Annotated in this window: 10 protein-coding genes and 1 pseudogene; 6 read left to right on the forward strand and 5 right to left on the reverse strand. The window is 50.1% G+C overall.

The window, feature by feature from the left end; translation table 11 throughout:
• Nucleotides 1–134: 134 nt before the first annotated feature.
• The 5 genes from MPHASIOC01_RS10145 to MPHASIOC01_RS10165 are packed head-to-tail and all read left to right on the forward strand — an operon-like array spanning nt 135 to nt 10,091.
• Nucleotides 135–4,094, forward strand: coding sequence for an AAA domain-containing protein (locus MPHASIOC01_RS10145; RefSeq protein ID WP_353614523.1), 3,960 nt, complete (start codon nt 135–137; stop codon nt 4,092–4,094).
• Nucleotides 4,091–6,493 (forward strand): PIN domain-containing protein, encoded by a 2,403-nt coding sequence (locus MPHASIOC01_RS10150; protein ID WP_353614524.1) that lies wholly within the window; start codon nt 4,091–4,093, stop codon nt 6,491–6,493. The genes MPHASIOC01_RS10145 and MPHASIOC01_RS10150 overlap by 4 nt, the downstream gene beginning before the upstream one ends.
• Nucleotides 6,494–6,497: 4 nt before the next feature.
• Entirely contained in the window at nt 6,498–7,643 is a 1,146-nt protein-coding gene (locus MPHASIOC01_RS10155) for a hypothetical protein (protein WP_353614525.1), read from the forward strand.
• Nucleotides 7,640–9,502 carry an AAA family ATPase gene (locus MPHASIOC01_RS10160; protein ID WP_353614526.1) on the forward strand — a complete coding sequence of 621 codons (1,863 nt, stop codon included), beginning with the start codon at nt 7,640–7,642 and terminating at the stop codon, nt 9,500–9,502. Before MPHASIOC01_RS10155 ends, MPHASIOC01_RS10160 begins: the two co-directional genes overlap by 4 nt.
• 4 nt (nt 9,503–9,506) lie before the next feature.
• Nucleotides 9,507–10,091, forward strand: coding sequence for a 4Fe-4S single cluster domain-containing protein (locus tag MPHASIOC01_RS10165; RefSeq protein ID WP_241501937.1), 585 nt, complete (start codon nt 9,507–9,509; stop codon nt 10,089–10,091).
• Nucleotides 10,092–10,169: 78 nt separating this feature from the next.
• Here the strand turns inward: MPHASIOC01_RS10165 and MPHASIOC01_RS10170 are convergent, their stop codons facing one another.
• The 5 genes from MPHASIOC01_RS10170 to MPHASIOC01_RS10190 all read right to left on the reverse strand — a co-directional run bounded on the left by MPHASIOC01_RS10170 (nt 10,170) and on the right by MPHASIOC01_RS10190 (nt 16,279).
• Nucleotides 10,170–11,204 (reverse strand): radical SAM/SPASM domain-containing protein, encoded by a 1,035-nt coding sequence (locus MPHASIOC01_RS10170; protein WP_353614527.1) that lies wholly within the window; start codon nt 11,202–11,204, stop codon nt 10,170–10,172.
• Nucleotides 11,201–12,106, reverse strand: a complete 906-nt coding sequence (locus MPHASIOC01_RS10175; protein ID WP_353614528.1) for a JmjC domain-containing protein — start codon at nt 12,104–12,106, stop codon at nt 11,201–11,203. Before MPHASIOC01_RS10175 ends, MPHASIOC01_RS10170 begins: the two co-directional genes overlap by 4 nt.
• Nucleotides 12,106–13,356: a leucine-rich repeat domain-containing protein gene (locus tag MPHASIOC01_RS10180; RefSeq protein ID WP_353614529.1), complete on the reverse strand. Its 1,251-nt coding sequence runs from the start codon at nt 13,354–13,356 to the stop codon at nt 12,106–12,108. Before MPHASIOC01_RS10180 ends, MPHASIOC01_RS10175 begins: the two co-directional genes overlap by 1 nt.
• A gap of 467 nt (nt 13,357–13,823) precedes the next feature.
• A protein-coding gene (locus tag MPHASIOC01_RS10185) for an IS3 family transposase (RefSeq protein ID WP_353614530.1) occupies nt 13,824–14,974 on the reverse strand; the annotation gives its coding sequence in 2 pieces (ribosomal slippage) (nt 13,824–14,713 and nt 14,713–14,974; 1,152 coding nt in all).
• 282 nt (nt 14,975–15,256) lie between these two features.
• On the reverse strand, nt 15,257–16,279 hold the full coding sequence (locus MPHASIOC01_RS10190) for an IS110 family transposase (RefSeq protein WP_353614531.1): 1,023 nt from the start codon (nt 16,277–16,279) through the stop codon (nt 15,257–15,259).
• A 66-nt stretch (nt 16,280–16,345) separates the two neighbouring features.
• Here MPHASIOC01_RS10190 and MPHASIOC01_RS10195 point away from each other — a divergent pair.
• Nucleotides 16,346–17,377 (forward strand): annotated as a pseudogene (locus tag MPHASIOC01_RS10195) (IS3 family transposase); the annotation flags it as partial.
• Nucleotides 17,378–17,463: the final 86 nt, after the last annotated feature.

Genomic DNA, 17,463 nt, shown 5'->3' on the forward strand with positions numbered 1-17,463 from the left:
TACATAATTTTGATAACTTCAAAGGCTAATAAAAATGTACTTTTGGCATACCCTAAGTTTTAAATTGTAGTGATATTAGTTGGTGGCGCTAAACTATTTTATTTTATCAAATTTTGTAATGGATTATCTAAACAATGAACCTTTATGTTTCCCTCGACTATTCTAATATAAGTAAAATTGAGAGGACTTTGTCTGCTATTTTAAAGAGACACCAACAATTTAGAAATTTGTGTTCTGGTCGTAATCCTGAAGAATTACTATACGAGTTGCTTTTCCCAAATAACATGCCAATTACGGGTTATGTTTCCAATAGGCAGAGAGACAAATCGAATCCACGATATGCTCAGATGGCAATTAGGATTAATGCAGAGGGAAGAGAATGGCCCTTTCGGGAGGGATGCTCCTTCATCGCCACGGGAAGCTGGCCCACCGAATCACCTTCGCCACTCTTCCTAATCAACGGTTTTATTGAGACGGCTGACCTGCCTGCGCGCTCTTTCGAACGTGAATTCACTGCATTTGCGGTGCATGACAGCTTGCAATCGGCGCAGGGCCAGCAACGCATTCAGCGCGTCAATAACCTACTCACACCGCAATTGCTGGCCGACTTGCCGCCAATCACGCAGCAAACCGAAAAGCAGTTGACCGAGTGGACCGAATTTCTTCGATGGAAAGAAAGCCTAATTCGCCACAAGGCGCGAGGTTTGCGCTACATCAGCCGCGAGTGGCGTGACGAACAGTTGGTTTTTTCCTTGATCTCGCACAATGCTCAGACCATGCAAAAAGACCGCAAGGCCTTGGGGCGGGATGATCTGGTAGCGTTTCAGACTATGCAATCCAAAGACCCATGGATATTCGGGTTGCCTGAAAGGGAGGAGCGTCGCCTTCCCCGACTGGGGCAGGCAGGCAAACTCTCGAAGCCCGCACCGTTGCCGAAAGAAAGTAAATTACCCAAGGACGAAAACTTGCCGGAATGCCCTTGGCCTACGCCCGTGCTTGCCGAGCTGATTGTCTCGCTGACTGAAGAATACGCGAACGATCTTGCTAATGCCGAGGAACCAGAAGTTGTGCGCGAGCGCATTCTGAATCAAATTCCGGAGTCCGGCTTTCTGTCCATTTCAACCGCAGGCGACATGAGCCTGATCAAACGCCATCAACAGGCGCTGCGACAGTTGCAGGAACAAGGTGGTTATGCGCCATACCTGACTGATTATCTGTTCGAAGCTGCTCAGGTTTCCGTGCCACAGCGTCTGGAGCCAGTGGCGCAGTGGGCTAACGACAAGCTCAACCCAGCACAGAAAGAAGCCGTGGTTAAAATTCTTTCTGCGCCGGATTTGTGTTTGGTTCAAGGGCCGCCGGGCACGGGCAAGACCACGGTGATTGCCGAGGCCATCGTCCAACTAGCTCGGCGCGGGCAGCGGGTGTTGCTGGCATCGCAGGCGCATACCGCCGTAGACAACGCACTGGACAGGCTGAGCCATGACGGTTCATTGCGCGTAGTGCGTTTGGCACGGAACGAACGCAAAGTGACCGAAGATGGCGCTGCCTTCGCGGGGCATGCATCCTTGCAGCGTTACTACAAGGCTTTGGCAGCACAAACAGAAGATCGCCTCACAGTGTGGAAGCGTGTTGATGAAGACTTGCGCTTCTTGCGAGAGTGGTATGACCGCGCAGCCTTTGTGCTGCACGACGAGAAGGAGTTGTACGCCAAACGCGGGAAACTTGAAATGGATTTGGAATCAGCTCGCAGTCAGACAAGGCTGGCTCAGCAGGTGTATGACGCTGCTTGCGCGATGCTGGATGAAGACAAAGCCAAGCGTCTGCGCCTGCAAAGTGTTCAGCTCTTCCTGCGCGGTGAAGCAGATACTCTGCATGGCGACTTACGCGATGTAGAGATACCCGCCAGAAATCTTGTGCAAGGCCTTGCCTCTTGCGAGGTGGCAGGATTGCTAGTGCGATTTTCTATGGATGATTGGCTGGCTCACGCGGGCAGTCGGGGCGGGATGCTAGCGCATATGCTCACCCGGTGGCGGCGTTTCACGAATGTGCGAGAAGCCATTGCCGCGGATATTCGACGCCTGCGTGAAGCAGCGGATGGCCCCATTCAGGATGCAAACACCCGGCTACGCATTGAATCGCTCCGAAATGAGGTTAGCGCTTTAATGGAGCAGATGGAGAAGGACGATGCTTACGTAGGAGCTTGGAGAGCTAAGCGCAATGAGCTTAAAGAGTTGGAGCAGGCTGGCGTTGGCTTGGAGCTCAGCCGTTATGACGGCCTATTTCGCCAAGCTTCTGAATGGTGCGCCCCGATTAAAAGCGCCACTCAACTGGCTGACGACATAGATGCAAGCCTGCGTGCGCTAGAAAGTATGCAGCCGGTTATCGAACAGGCGACGGAAAGCCTGAACCAATCCTTGCGGACACAGTTGGCGCAGCCAGTGCCTGAAGCACCGAACAATGGCCTTGTGCAAGCAGCGAGGAACCAAGAACGCAGCGCTCAAAGCAACATGGACAGCTGGGAAGAACAGCATTGGCAGCATGAGCAGAAGGTTAAGTCTCTGTTACAGGAAGAGGCGATCACGCAAGGCAACCGCTTGCCGACAGAACCTGCAGCAACTTTGTCACAGCGCATCGGAAGCGTTGACCAAGTCATTAGGGCCTTGGAACAACGCCAGGCTAGCCAACAATATGAACGCCAGACATGGGGGTTGTTACTGGAAGATTGGATGCGAGATTTGAGCCGTAGCAATGCTGGACAGGAAGACTGGCAGAACTTGGGCGCCGATTTTCTGGCAAGTTGCAATGTAGTGGCCATTACCTGCAATGAAAACGAGCGCACGCTTGATGAAGCCGGGCAGACGAGTTTTGATGTCGCAATCATTGATGAGGTGAGCAAGGCTACGCCGTTGGAATTGCTGATGCCTTTGATGCGTGCGCGTCGCGCTGTGCTGGTCGGCGACCACCGTCAGTTGCCTCCGCTGTTCCAGGAAGGCGACGAAGCTCGTAGCTTCATGGATGAAGTAGAGGAAAACGAAGCCAATGCTGAGGAGAACGGAACAGGCAATGTTGCAGAAGCGCAAACTTTACTGACTCACGACAACTTGCGCCGCTTCGAGAAGATGGTCACTGCCTCGCTGTTCAAGTCACATTTCGAGATGGCGGACGATTCCAACCGTGCACGACTCAATGTGCAGTTCCGCATGCATCCGCAAATCATGGCGATGGTGAACCATTTTTACGAAGGGCAGTTGGAATGTGGCCTCCTTCGGCCTGATGATGACCCAGACCCGAAGCTTCGCCGTGTTCACGGACTGACATTGAAGAATGTTGACGGTGGCTCATCTTTGCTCACTCCGGGTGACCACGCGTTGTGGGTGGACACAACCTACAACCTGCACAACCAGATTCATCGTGAGGACATGGACGGCAGCCAGCCACGGCGCACCAATAAGCTGGAAGCGGAGTTGATCGCCGAAACGCTAGAACAAATCGAACGGCAATCCGCTGCGCAAGGCTACTCACGAACAAACAAACGCAAAGTCGGCGTGGTGTCTTTCTATGCCAACCAATGCCGAGAAATTCGTGCCGCGATCCGCCGCCGCAGACCCAAAGAGTCAAACGGGCGATTTGAATGCCTGGATGTGGAAGTCAATACCGTGATTCGCTATCAGGGCAAAGAAAAGTCCATCGTGCTGGTTAGCCTAGTGCGTCATGATGGATACGACCCCTTGCGTTCAGGCAATCAACCCCGACGTCGTTCCAGCAAGGCCAATGTTGCTCGGTTTGAGTTTATTAATGTGGCATTTTCGCGTGCGCAGGAACTGCTGATCGTCTTTGGTGCGAAAAGTATGTATGCCTCTTACGAGGTGGACTTGCCGCGCATGGACAGCGCAGGCAGTGTCAAGCGAACTGTTTACAAAGACATCCTGGATCAACTGGAGCGCGATGCACGGCTGGTTCCGGCAAGGCAATTGATGTCGCCTGACATGCTACCCCAACAGCAAGAACAGCAGCGCGGCAGGTCTAGTGCCCCGACTCATCGGACGGCTGCGCCCAAAAACGACAAGTATGGTAGCCGGGGAGGTCGAGCATGAAGCTAGCAGAAATTTCCGTTCCTTTGCCCTTGTATCGCATTGAATCCGATGTGACCTATCACACTGAGCGCAAGCCCACAGTATTTGAACGGATGGTGTTGCGACTGTGTGATCCTGGACTCCATTTGCCCGACAAACAGAACTTGTCTTTGTTGGGTGTTTTCCGCGATCAACTGGGTGCAGGTGATGTGCGTGAACTGCTGGAAGGCTGCGTATCTGAACTTTCCGCTTTGGGAGCACTGCCCAAACGTTACGCTCAGGATAGGCTTGAGATGCCTTTAACTGAGCTTGAATTGACTGCCGACGGCTTGCAGTTTTTGCGTAGCGACAGCCTGCCGGTTCGCTCGCGCACGGTTAAGGTCTGGCACCGCTATGACCCCATCAGCGACGAGATTAAACCCACACAAAATGATGTAGCTCGTCTCAGTCAGCGTGATTTCAGTCGCGTCAGTGTCGCGGATCAGGCTTTAAGGCCGCAAAATCCACTGCCGCAGGTTGAGCGCGCCATAGCACAGGAAACGTATGACTGGAAAAACCCTGCGACAGTTATAGACCGCATCGCGCCCGTGGTGCAGCCTGCGGCATGGGGAGAGCGCCGACTCGAGTTATCGTGCAGCGAGGATGGCGCATTGTCTGCGAGTGCTCCGCGTGATGCAGCATTGCAGGGTTGGCTGGAGCAAGCGCAACCAGAACTGGTATGGGAAATTTTGCTTGCTGATGTTCTGACAAGCGAGACAGATTCCTTGCTGCCCAACGTTGACTCTTCTGTTTTACAAGAGGCCCGCACTGCTTGCCCCATTGCCGCAACTAAAGCGGTAACAGCCAGGGCGCGGTTCAGCATCGTTGCGCAAGGGGTTGTAGCGGCGGATGCAACAACACCCACTATCGTTTTATCGTCCGAAGTGAACGCACCAGAACTGGTTGCCAATGGCAAACAACCGACCATGTTCACATTGCTCGTGCCCACCCCAGCAGGGATTATGCCAGGATTTCGTAGCTTGTCTCTGCCACAGAACGACGCATTGAGCGTGCAAGTAGAAGTGGCCGGTATCTTCCGCCTCTACTGGGCCGGACAACCGCGCTTATGCGGCTTGACGGTTACATTGAAAGACCAATCAGCAACTGCGTTTTGGGCAACGCTACGCAAAGAATTAGAGCTCTCTTGTAAGCCATCCGATGATCCGCTAATTGCGTTGATGCCCGTTGCATGGCGTAGTTCCGATGAACTCGGAGAAACAGTTTGGCCATGGCTTGCTATGCGCGCTGAGAGGCCATTGGATGAGCTGATGGCGCTGGTGGAACCTGCGAAACAAGCAATTGGTTTGTGGCGCTCAGGTAGGAAAGATTGGAAAGCTGCTTGGGAAGAATCTCTGTCGAAAGCTATTGAAATGTCGCTGAAACATACGCACTATCAGCTTGATCCTGAAAATGTCGTTTCCCTATTAATTCAGATAGCTCAGGTCTTGTCTGCCGACAAGGAGGCCCCGCTGCAAGCCGCGCTGCTGCGTCATGTAGCGCCCATTCTCGCCTTGGACTCATTGGCAAAGTTGCGATCGGCTTTGCCTTCATCCACTGAAATTCCAGAAGAATTGCTTTCCATTGAATTACGGCAAGTGTGGCTGGAGCACGCATTGCAGCGCAAAGAGTTGAAGCTGTATGGCCCACACGCCATACAGCAACCAATGCAAATTATTGAGACAGCAGTCCAGGATATTTACCGGAGTATTGGCGATCAGGCGTTGAAGGCGGCGGGTAATGGCCAAATAGATGTGCGCACTCTGACCCCAGGTGCATTGAATTCCGTGCGCGCTTGGCGCAAAGCAGCTGAGCATTTCCACGCTTTAAATACATCATCGCCCCTCTGGGATGCGTTGAATAAAACAGTGGAAAGCTGGAATCTTCTGGCGCAGGACAAGCTGGCCCCGGTTGAGAATGGGCACCGCTTCGTAGTGTTCGACACCAGCGCTCTGATGGAAAGACCTGAGCTTTTGCAGGATCTTCGTTCAGATGATATTCCGGTTGTTCCCCATCGGGTCCTGAGCGAATTGGATGGTTTGAAGGCCAGTGAAGATGATACTCGTGCGGTCAAGGCGCGCGCAGCCATTCGCCAGTTAGATGCGACCTCATCTCGCATCCGCCATGCAACAGAATATACGGCCTTGCTGCCTGCAGAGTGGGATGCCAAGCAGCCTGACCATGCAATTCTTTCAACTGCATTGTTCTTCCGACTGAATGAAGTTTTGTTTGTAAGTAATGACATCAACCTACGCAACAAGGCGCAGTCGCTTGGCATTCACACACAAGACTCCAAGACATATGCGCCTTCGCGACTTGTACCCGCTGCCTCGCCAAGTATGCATACACAGAAGCAAGACAACAGAAAAAACAAAAGGAGATGAAAACATGAGTCGGGCAGACGAATATCGCTACCAAATTCAACGGCAACGTAAGCAAGAGCTTGATCGACAGCGTGTGCGCGAAACAACGCGTCCATTCCTTGAACGCTACCGCAGCGTATTGAATGATGTCATCGGTCAAGAACTAGATGCCGTAGTTCCGGAAGAGTTTCGTGAGTTGAGCATCGCTCTTGACCGAATGGAGATTTTGTTGGACTCCGACCCGTTTGCTGCCAGAGATATGAGCCGTTCCCTAGGGGGGCGATTTCATGGATTACCAAGATTTGCGCGTGAGCAGCGCCGTTCCCGTCAAGATGCGGAGCTAGCCGCCGCCGAAGCATTCCGCAAAGCGCAGCAAGCTGAAGCAGAACGACAGTTGCAGATGAGGTCTGAACTTGAGGCGGCATGGCGCGAGGGCTTGAGCGGCTGGAGCACTCCTGTCGCAATCAACGCAGCGTTTGCTGAGTTGCAGCAATTACGTGCGCGACTACTTGGCGATCTCACCAGCAACATGACCTCAGCGCAAATTTCAGCCGCCTTGCGCGAAGTTCGGCTGCGCTATGAAGATGATGCTGAACGTCAGTTGCAGGAAATGAAAAATCGTGCCCAGCGTGAAGCGGTTACCGATGTACTTACGCTGCAAAGAGAGCAGTTGGAGCAGGAAGCGAAAAAGAACGGCGGCGAGCGCGCCGCCAAGTTGCGCGAGGCGTTGGCTCATGCGACGGGACTTGCTCCTGAAGAGCAGGCTGAAGCCTTGCAGCAACTGGCGCAAGAGCAGGATGAAGTTGCCGTAGACGAAAGTCAGCGTCGTGAAGTCGTGCGGGCGGTTTATCTGTCACTGCAACAAGCTGGCTTTGTCGTGGATGGCCCCGAACATCTCACATCACAAGGGCAAGACGAAGTGCTGATTCGCGCCCGTCGTCCTGCTGGCGCGCAAGCAGATTTCCGTGTCAACCTGAGCGGGCACCTCAGCTACAAATTTCATCAATACAAAGGCAAAACGTGCGAGAAGGATGTCGCCCCCGTCATGGCAACGTTGCAAGATGCTTACGGGATTAGTCTGAGCGACAAGCGCGTGATTTGGGTCAATCCCGATGATCAAGATCAGGATGCTCGCCCTTACCCTGATGCTACACAGGAGAGAAGCAAATGAGTTCAGCTCTGTTGACTTGGCAGGAAGATTTTCGCCGCGAATGTGGCATACGGCGCGGTGTGATATTGCATGGCAACACGGGTGATTTGACCTCCGATCCCGAAGCGCCCGGGCAATGGATTTCTTTGCCTGCCGCGTTAATGCACCTGCTCCGTCAGCGAGGGTATCAGCATGTAGTTTTCTGGAACCGCGTAAATGGTGTCAGCGGCGTTGATGCGAGGACCTGGGGGGAATTGCAAAGCTCAGTTGCACCACATGCCGTGAAAGCCAGCACCTCCGAGGGGAGCGCCTATGATATGGGCGAATTGCCGACTACATCGGTGCCGAGCCCCGCATCCAGCGGCATTTCGGCAAGCGCGGATGACTTGCTGGCTGTTGCTGCGCAATGGCTGCGACAACCGCGTGGGGAAAAACCGGTAGCTTTTGTTCTGGACTGGACGCAATACTTGTTTGGTAGCGTCAACTCTTTGAGTGAAAACGAGCGCGGCTGGCTGCTGCGTCTGGGTCAGGCGACTCGTGATGCTGCCGTGGTTCGCAATGCTGAAAGCATTGGCCAACCTCAATCACTGCTGGTGCTTCTTTGCGGTGGCTTGAATGTGTTGCCACCATCGCTCTATCTGAATAATCCATTATTTAGGGAAATAGCAATTCCCTTGCCGACAAGACAGGTTCGCGAGTCTGCTGTACTGGGTTTGAAAGAAGTGTTTCGGTTGCAGCCCCCTTTGCAGCAAGGAGGGCGTGAATTGGCTGACTTCGTGGACGGTTTGGAAGGCCAGAGTATCCGCGACATTCACAATCTGGCACGACTGTCACGACAGGAGACTGAAGTCTCAAGTGCCTTGTCTTTACTAAATCTTTATCGCCACGGACGCAGACACAGTCCTTGGGAACAACTGGATCATAAAAAACTTCAGACCATTGTCGAAACACTAGGGCGTCGGGTCAAAGGTCAAGTGGAAGCCATTGAATCGGTAAGGCGCATCCTCGTGCGTGCCTTCACGGGGCTATCGGGGCTTCAACACTCCTACAGGCAACGCACTCCAAAGGGCGTGTTGTTTTTTGTTGGCCCAACTGGTGTCGGTAAAACCGAACTGGCAAAGTCCATTGCCGAATTCCTTTTTGGTGACGAAGAAGCCTGTCTTCGCTTCGACATGTCAGAGTTTAATCACGAACATGCCGATCAGAGGTTAGTGGGCGCTCCTCCAGGATATGTGGGTTACGAAGCAGGCGGACAGTTGACCAATGCGGTCAAACAAAGGCCATTTTCCCTGTTGCTGTTTGATGAAATCGAGAAGGCGCACCCGCGCATTCTCGACAAGTTTTTACAGATTCTTGAAGATGGGCGCTTAACGGATGGCAAGGGTGAAACGGTAATGTTTTCAGATACCGTCATCGTATTCACTTCAAATATTGGCGCAGCCGAGGTTAGTTATGAAAGCCAGGATGTGCGGAATGAATTCATCCAAAAGGTGCGGCAACATTTCGTGCAAGAGCTAAAGCGCCCAGAATTGTTGGGACGAATAGGCGAAGCTAACATTATTCCATTTAACTTTATGCGTGACGATAGTTTTCTGATTGACATCGCTCGCGCCAAGCTGGAGCAATTGCGCAAAGGGTTGAAGGATAAATGGGGCGTTTCGGAATTGAAGTTTGTTAAGGAGGCCGAGATACTGGCCTTGCTGGTTAAAGATGTGGATCGCGGGACGGGTGGTCGCGGCGTCCCCAACGCGCTAACAAATAAACTGATTGATCCATTAGCCGATTTTCTATTTGAACAAATAGGTGGTTCTAATCAGATTCGAAGCAAAGTGATTGAGGTTCATATCGCAGGTGGCAACTTGATATTTGAGTTGGAGTGAAATTATGCATTACCTGAATATAGCATCTCGCTTAGCTTGCACCGAGGCTGAAGGGCCAGGGCGCAGAGCAGCCTTGTGGGTGCAAGGTTGCAACAAGCGTTGCCTTGGTTGCTGTAACCCTGGATATCTGCAGCTAGTTGAACGTGATCTTGTTTCGGCAGAATCTGTTCTCGAATGGTTGGAGAATGCGTACCAAACATATGATCTTGAAGGGGTGACCTTTCTCGGTGGCGAGCCCATATTGCAAGCACAAGGTTTGGCTGTCGTTGCACAAGGAGCCCAGTCGCTGGGACTTTCGGTGATGGTATTTAGTGGATATACCCTAAAAGAACTAGATGAGTTGTGTTTACCAGGGACGGATCGGCTACTTAGATATACGGATGTTTTGGTCGATGGGCCTTATGACTCAGATTTGCCTGACAATAGTCGCCGATGGGCAGGTTCCTTGAACCAGCAATTTAATTACCTGACAGGGCGTTACGATATGAGGATTGAGAGTAGTGGAAACGTTGAACGTAATCTTGAAATTCGCCTGAGGGCAGATGGTTCAGTGTTTATAAATGGATGGCCAGAAAAAATCCTTAGGTAGCGCTGTTACGTGTACATGAGTTGAGTGTTCAGCGCTTTACCGAAATTACAGATGAGAACTTGCAAGATCTCTTTTGTGTTAAAAACGCTGAAAATATGCAATCGTTTCGAGCTCTCTATCCACAATGGCTACCTTGGGGCATCGCGGGTCTGGCATTCCTATTGTTCCCGTTGTTTGATAACCGCTCCCCAAGCAGCCTCCGCGACATAGTCTAAAATAGCGACATGCGTTGCAAGCTGGATGCTTGACTTGAACACTTGGCGGCTTTGTGAGAATAGTATCGAGGTCTGAAAGATACAAATTTCCCATAGGCTTATCTTTGAAGCAGGTGCATGGGCATACGTCCCCGTTGGTATAGACATATACCTTGGCTGTGCCTGCTCCACAATTTGTGGCGGACGGGGGTAATTCAAGTGAATTTAGTGCATCATCAGAAAGTGAATCGAGTCGATTAAAGTCATACATCGGTGCTATTTTTAGAAGAGTTTTTGTCGGCAGTGCTCGCAAGCGATAAACGTGTTCGTTCCATTTTTTACCATTCACGTCGATGCCGCTTGCCGCTCTGCCTGCATACGTAGCTCGTTTGATTGCAATATGCGCCAGCCCAATAGTATCCAGAGATGCAATAAAAGTATCGGCACGGGTCATGAAGTCGACATCTACGACCGTCGTTGAGACACTGCAGCGAACTCCATTATCAACAAGCCGCCTCAAAGTTCGCACCGCTTTACGATAGGAATTAGGGCCTCGAATTGAATCATGCATCGCTTCATCGCCATCTAGAGACACCTGAACAGATAGACGTGAATGCTGGGACAGTTCCTTCAGCGTTGAATCTTTAAAGAACGAAGTTACACCATTTGTATTTATCGTCATGGTTAGCCCAAGATGAAGGCCAAAATCAAGTAACTCCCGGAAATGGCGATGTAGCGTGGGCTCTCCACCACTCATCAATACTAAACTGTCTGGATGACTTCGCACAATCTGTGTTAGAGCCTTTTTGATCATGCTAGCTTCCGCAGTTTCATTGCGGTTAGGTGAAGAGTCTCGGATGCAATGTGAACATGTTAGATTGCAGCGTTCGGTGATAATGAAATAAAACTGTTCCATCATTCAAGCTCGATATACGGTCGTGGCTGAGTTAGCGGGGAGATTGGGCGCTTGGCTTCAATACGCAACATATCAATAAATTTGTCGAGTGCGTGGGCGTTTTGAATGGAAGTTGTTTTCATACCTGGTTGATGCACGTACTCCTCCAGTAGTTCTCCTATTTCAGGATGCGACTCTAATTTCTTGAGCCAATCCCCAAGCGTCAACGGATACAAACCGACTGCCAAATGAGCGGAATGATCTTCTTCTGTATGGGTAAAATGCCAGAGCCCGCGTGGGCAATAAAATACGTCACCCTGTTTCAATAGTACGGACTGCCACCCAGTAAAACTATCATCTACAGGCGGAACAGATTGGTGGCGCATCGCTCTTGATAATACATGAGAGTCCTCTCGATAGAACCAACGTTTACTACCATGGATTTGGATAGCAAATACATCGTGTCGGTCGAAGTGAACATTGACACCTTTTGTTTGCCGCGCGGTATAGTAACCATTGATACTCATGCGAGTCTGAATTTCCTCGCTGAGTTGATCAATAAAATTCTCAAGTGGCAAATGGAATTCTTGGATCCGGTCGTATACAAGGGTTCCTCCACGTGAAATAGCGAACAGAATCTTTTTACGATTCAATTCATTGTTAAGGTTGTTGCTGTAGCGATCCTTGTCATCTATAAGGTCATATTTATGGATTGTATTAAGATGATCCGTAACACGAATTCGGGGATATTGCAACGATGAAAAGTTCAGAATTGCATTTAGGACTTCCAGTGAAAACAGATGAGAAAACTTACTCGACGACCCTGGAACGTGAAGCGGGTGCTTATTATAAATTTCACTGAAAAAAAACTGTGAAGGTATATCACCTAACAGGAACTGCAAAAGAGAATTGTTGTTTTCACTCATTATAAAATTAAACCAGGTCGAGTAATTAACGAAACGCTCTGAGCGCGTAAGTGAGAGAGCTGTGTTGCCGGAATCTGATTCTCTATATAACTAATATCTATTTCATGTAAATTTGGCATAGAAAAGAGCCATTCAGGCAAAGTTGAAAGCTGAGTCCTGGCCAACCCCAGACGTCTCAAGGTGACACAGTCACTTAGCGTATCGGGTAGAGATGAGATAGGGTTTGCTCCAAGGTTTAGGTTCTCAAGCATCGTTTGCCCTGCTGGCCAATCGAAAACCTCTACTCGATTTCGATATATACTCAGTGACTTTATCCTTTCCACATGACTGAGCGTTGCGGTAAATTCACAAATATCATTTTTGTGCAAATAGAGTTGTTCAATATTTTTTGAAAGAAGCGGTAGCTGAATCTGCGTAAGGCTGTTCGCCGCCAAGTTAAGCCAGCGACATTGCCTCACTTTCGGAAGAAGCCTATCCCATGAAAAATTGTTACTCCCAAGATCAAGCACATTAGCATGTAGTGAATCACCCAGTTCATCTAATGTTCTATCATTTAAAGCTGCATGAGTTATCTTCAAAATCTGTGGGCTGATTGTTTGAATATGCGCTGCGATGCGGTTAAGTGCAGCTCGCTCGATATGTTTCAACAGACTAACACCAGAGTGTGGATCGTAAAAATCAAGCAGGCGCTTGCGCACTAGCCATTTCGGTGCCCTAGATAAAATTTGAGTAAGTCTGTTTAGTTCTAACACATCACGAATGTTCGTTGCATTGCCATAATCATAAATTTCTCTAGCAAGGGCAGTTGCAGTAAACTGATCCAGTTTTTTTTCCAACAACTCGAAGTTTCCGAAACAACTGAACAAGTGACGAACTTTAATGCTGAATGGAGTATCACGCGTAACAAACTCATCGGACTCATGGCGATCGCCTTGCGCGACTACTACAATGCTGCACTTCCGATAACTATCAAGAGATGTGATCTTTGCAATGCCATTACGCACTTCATCCGTTAGGTCGTTATCACCCAAGATAGGCAAAATAACAACAACGACAAGATGTTCTACGGTATCCGTTACTAGGCGTTTATCGTACAGACTATTAAAACTTAAATCGATGCCCAGAGCTTTTAGGGCATCGATAAATATTGCCTCACCAGAGCTTCTTCGAACCAAGCCTGATATAACATGTAAGGATTCAAGCATTCGATAAAAATTAGCGAATGTCTTTATCGCAATGATCTGCTTCAAACCACATACCGAACATCTTTGATACATCGGACAATAATTCAGAGTCTAGCTCGCTCAACTTCAATACTTCTCGAGTAAAAGTGTCTCCTGCAGAATCAGTCTTTGGTGTAATTGTGTTATTTAAATCACTGTGCATAGCCCTTCTCCTTTATGCTATCTTCACGTATAAATTAATCTAACTAAGCTTAATACGCTACCGGTTATTTGCCAAATAGTCGTATTTTGGATTCAGTAGTGGAGGTCGTGTTGTAAGCAGCCCGGTAAAACGAACCATTCACTTTTAGAGATCTTCCGACATACTGATTATGTCCCCTGAGGAGATCGCCATGCGCAAAGCCCGATTCACCGAGCACCAAATCATTGCCGTACTGAAGTCCGTCGAAGCAGGCCGGACCGTTAAGCGGGAATATCAGAGGCCTCGTACTACATCTATGGACTGATCCTACCCACGTAATGTGGACATAGCCCTAAGCGAGGTTTTCGTTTTCAAACTGTTCCGGGCTGAGGCCGCCACAGGCACTGTGACGACGCCACCGATTGTAATCACACTCGATATAATTAAACACCGCCGTCCGCATTATTTCACGGCTGATAAAGCGTTCACCGTGGATACATTCCACTTTCAGTGAATGAAAGAAGCTTTCCGCACAGGCATTATCGTAGCAACAACCTTTTGCGCTCATGCTGCCACGCAGACTGTGTCGCTTCAGCAATGCCTGATAATCCGCTGAACAGTACTGTCCGCCACGATCCGTATGAACGATAACGTTTTTCGGGCATTTACGCCGCCAGAGCGCCATCTGTAACGCATCGCAGGCCAGTTTCGCCGTCATTCGTGAGGACATCGACCAGCCAATAACGGCACGGGACCACAGATCAATCACCACCGCCAGATACAGCCAGCCTTCATCCGTGCGAAGATACGTGATATCGCCTGCCCACTTCTGATTCGGGCCACTGGCGATAAAGTCCTGCTCCAGCAGGTTTTCCGATACCGGCAGACCGTGTTGACGATAGCTGACCGGGCTGAACTTCCGGCTGGCTTTTGCCCGTAATCCCTGACGGCGCAGGCTGGCGGCGATGGTTTTGATGTTGTACTCCGGCAACTCATCAGCAAGGCGTGGCGCACCATAGCGCTGTTTTGCCTCAGTGAATGCCTGACTGACAGCAGTATCACAGATTAAACGGAACTGCTGGCGTGGGCCGGGTTGATGGCGACGTCTGAGCCAGGCATACCAGCCGCTTCGGGCAATCCGAAGCACACGGCACATGGCTTTGACGCTGAACTCAGCCTGATGCTTTTCGATGAAGACATACTTCATTTCAGGCGCTTCGCGAAGTATGTCGCGGCCTTTTGGAGAATGGCCAGCTCCTCAGCCTGTTCCGCCAGCTGGCGTTTGAGACGGGCATTTTCGGCCGCCAGTTCATTCTCGCGCTCTGAGGCGGTCATCTGTTGCTGTTGTTTACTGCGCCAGTTGTAGAGCTGGGATTCATACAGGCTGAGCTCGCGGGCAGCGGCAGCGACGCCGATGTGTTCAGCGAGTTTCAGGGCTTCATCGCGGAATTCGGGTGTGTACTGTTTACGGGCTGTTTTGCTGGTTGATGCTGGTTTTGTCATGAGTAATCACCTCTTACTTGAGAGTTTACTCACTTAGTCGCGTGTCCACTAATGGTGGGTAAGATCAGACTACCTCCGTTTTGCAAGTACTGAATCTGGTTTTAGGTTGTTGCTTACATCTATCCGGCATCAGGGATACTGACCTGTGCCCAAATGGGTAATCCGCACACAATCGCCTCAACAACTGGACGGCCTCTGAGGCCAATATAATAGTCAGGTTCCGATCGTGCAGGTGCAACCTGTCACCATTTTTCAATACTCTGCAACTTTTTCCGGCAAGCTTTAAATCACAACAGATTGATATTCTGTATTATTTTTCAACATCGACCAGACAATCCGGGCATTCTTGTTTGCGACTGCAACAGTAGTTTTATTAGCGCCTCTTCGTTCTTTTAATTGATTAACCCACTGATTCATTGCACTATCATTATTATTCTCTGCAACCCTGACGACGGACCTGGCCCCATGGATAAACAAGGTCCTCAAATGCTTATCGCCTTTTTTAGTCATATTCATCAGTACCTGTCTGTCTCCGCTCGAATACTGTCGTGGGACAAGCCCGAGCCAGGCGGCAAAGTGGCGGCCATTCTTAAATTCTGAGCCTTTTCCTATAGCAGCTACCACAGCTGTCGCTGTTTTGGGACCAATACCTTTTATTTTTGCAATACGCTGGCAGGGTTCGGACTGTCTGAATATGGCCTCTATTTCTTTATCAAAGAAAGTAATACGACGTCCCAAATCCATAAACAGATCAAAGAGCTCAGCGACTGTTTTACGCATCCTGGTACTTAATCCGTTCTCAACATCTTCAATAATAAGAGGAACGGCACGCTTTACTCTGGAAATAGCTGCACCAATAGTGAACCCCCGATCCAGTAATAATCCCCTGATCTGACAGACAGTTGCTGTACGATGGTTAACAATGCGTTGTCGGGCTCTGTGGAGGGCCTGAATATCCTGTTGCTCCGGACTTTTGGGGGGAACAAATCGCATCGTCGGCTGCATAAGGGCAATGCCGATAGCCTGCGCATCATTCCTGTCATTTTTTTGCCCCCGGACGAAAGGTTTTACAAACTGAGGGCTAATAACTTTGACATTATGGCCCAGCTTTTCAAACTCACGTTGCCAGTAAAATGCGCCTGTTGAAGCTTCGACTCCAATCAGGCAAGCCGGGATGTTGGCCACGGTCTGGAGCAAAATCTTTCGCGAAACCCGTTTACTGTATACCGGTTTTCCGGCCTGATTCAGTCCACAAAGCTGGAAAACATTTTTAGCCAAATCGATACCCAGAAATTTGATAGTCATGGTTATTCTCCCGCTGAATGTATTTTATTCAGTTAAGCGCAGAGGGTGGAGGTAGTCCATCCCATTAACTGGAAAGCAAAGTACGGCGGTATGGAAGCGTCTGATATCAAGAAGATGAAAGACCGGGAAGATGAAAACCGGCGCCTCAAACAGATGTTTGCCGATCTCAGCCTTGAATGCCGGGCACTGAAAGATGTTATCGAAAAAAGCTTTAAAACCAGCGATAAAGCGGGAGCTCGTCAGCTATCTGACGGCACAATTTGCCATGAGCATCCGCCAGGCCTGCAGGACGTTATCGCTGAGCAGGACGGTCTATGTTTACCAGCCCGATACCCGGCGTGATGAACCGGTGATTCAGGTGCTGACTGAGCTGGCGGAGCACTACCCGCGGTATGGTTTTAAGAAGCTGTTTCAGTTGCTGCGCAGGCAGGGTAACGCCTGGAACCATAAACGCGTTCACCGGATTTACTGCCTGCTGAAACTGAATTTTCGCCGTAAGGGAAAACAGCGCCTTCTGGTGCGTAATCCGGCTCCGCTGGCGACACCAGAGGCGATGAGCCAGAGCTGGTCCATCGATTTTATGCTCGACGCGCTGGTCTGCGGCAGACGCTTCCGGACCTTCAATGTGGCGGATGATTTTAACCGTGAAGTTCTGGCGATAGAAATCGATTTGAATATCCCGGCTCAGCGAGTCGTCAGGGTGCTGGACAGGATCGTGGTAAACCGCGGCTACCCGCTGAAGATGCGGATGGACAACGGACCGGAACTGGTCTCACTGGCGCAGGCACAATGGGCTGAAGAACATGGCGTGCAGCTCGAATTTATCAAGCTGGGTAAGCCAACACAAAACGCTTTTATCGAACGGTTCAACCGGACATACCGGACAGAAATCCTGGATTTTTACCTGTTCAGAACACTGAATGAAGCACGGGAAATTACAAGCGCTGGCTGATGGAATATAACAACGAGCGGCCTCATGAATCTCTGAACAACCTGACGCCGGAAGAGTACCGGCTGATGGCTGAAAAACCGGAACTCTCAAAAAGTGCGTGGAACTATACACCCGGCCAGTCCGCTGTCCGGGTAATCCCCCCGTAACCTACTGTAATCGCGTGCCAGAGCATTAAATTGAATGCCATTGTAGGACGTTTTCGTAATAGATCGTGAACTGGATTGTATGATGG

The sequence above is a fragment of the Mangrovibacter phragmitis genome (assembly GCF_040429585.1).
GTDB classification, from domain to species: domain Bacteria; phylum Pseudomonadota; class Gammaproteobacteria; order Enterobacterales; family Enterobacteriaceae; genus Mangrovibacter; species Mangrovibacter phragmitis.

What these genes read in the sequence shown, in the direction of transcription:
- MPHASIOC01_RS10145 (WP_353614523.1), top strand. Translation starts at nt 135, where the DNA reads ATGAACCTTTATGTTTCCCTCGACTATTCTAATATAAGTAAAATTGAG.
- MPHASIOC01_RS10150 (WP_353614524.1), top strand. Translation starts at nt 4,091, where the DNA reads ATGAAGCTAGCAGAAATTTCCGTTCCTTTGCCCTTGTATCGCATTGAA.
- MPHASIOC01_RS10155 (WP_353614525.1), top strand. Translation starts at nt 6,498, where the DNA reads ATGAGTCGGGCAGACGAATATCGCTACCAAATTCAACGGCAACGTAAG.
- MPHASIOC01_RS10160 (WP_353614526.1), top strand. Translation starts at nt 7,640, where the DNA reads ATGAGTTCAGCTCTGTTGACTTGGCAGGAAGATTTTCGCCGCGAATGT.
- MPHASIOC01_RS10165 (WP_241501937.1), top strand. Translation starts at nt 9,507, where the DNA reads ATGCATTACCTGAATATAGCATCTCGCTTAGCTTGCACCGAGGCTGAA.
- MPHASIOC01_RS10170 (WP_353614527.1), bottom strand. Translation starts at nt 11,204, where the DNA reads ATGATGGAACAGTTTTATTTCATTATCACCGAACGCTGCAATCTAACA.
- MPHASIOC01_RS10175 (WP_353614528.1), bottom strand. Translation starts at nt 12,106, where the DNA reads ATGAGTGAAAACAACAATTCTCTTTTGCAGTTCCTGTTAGGTGATATA.
- MPHASIOC01_RS10190 (WP_353614531.1), bottom strand. Translation starts at nt 16,279, where the DNA reads ATGACTATCAAATTTCTGGGTATCGATTTGGCTAAAAATGTTTTCCAG.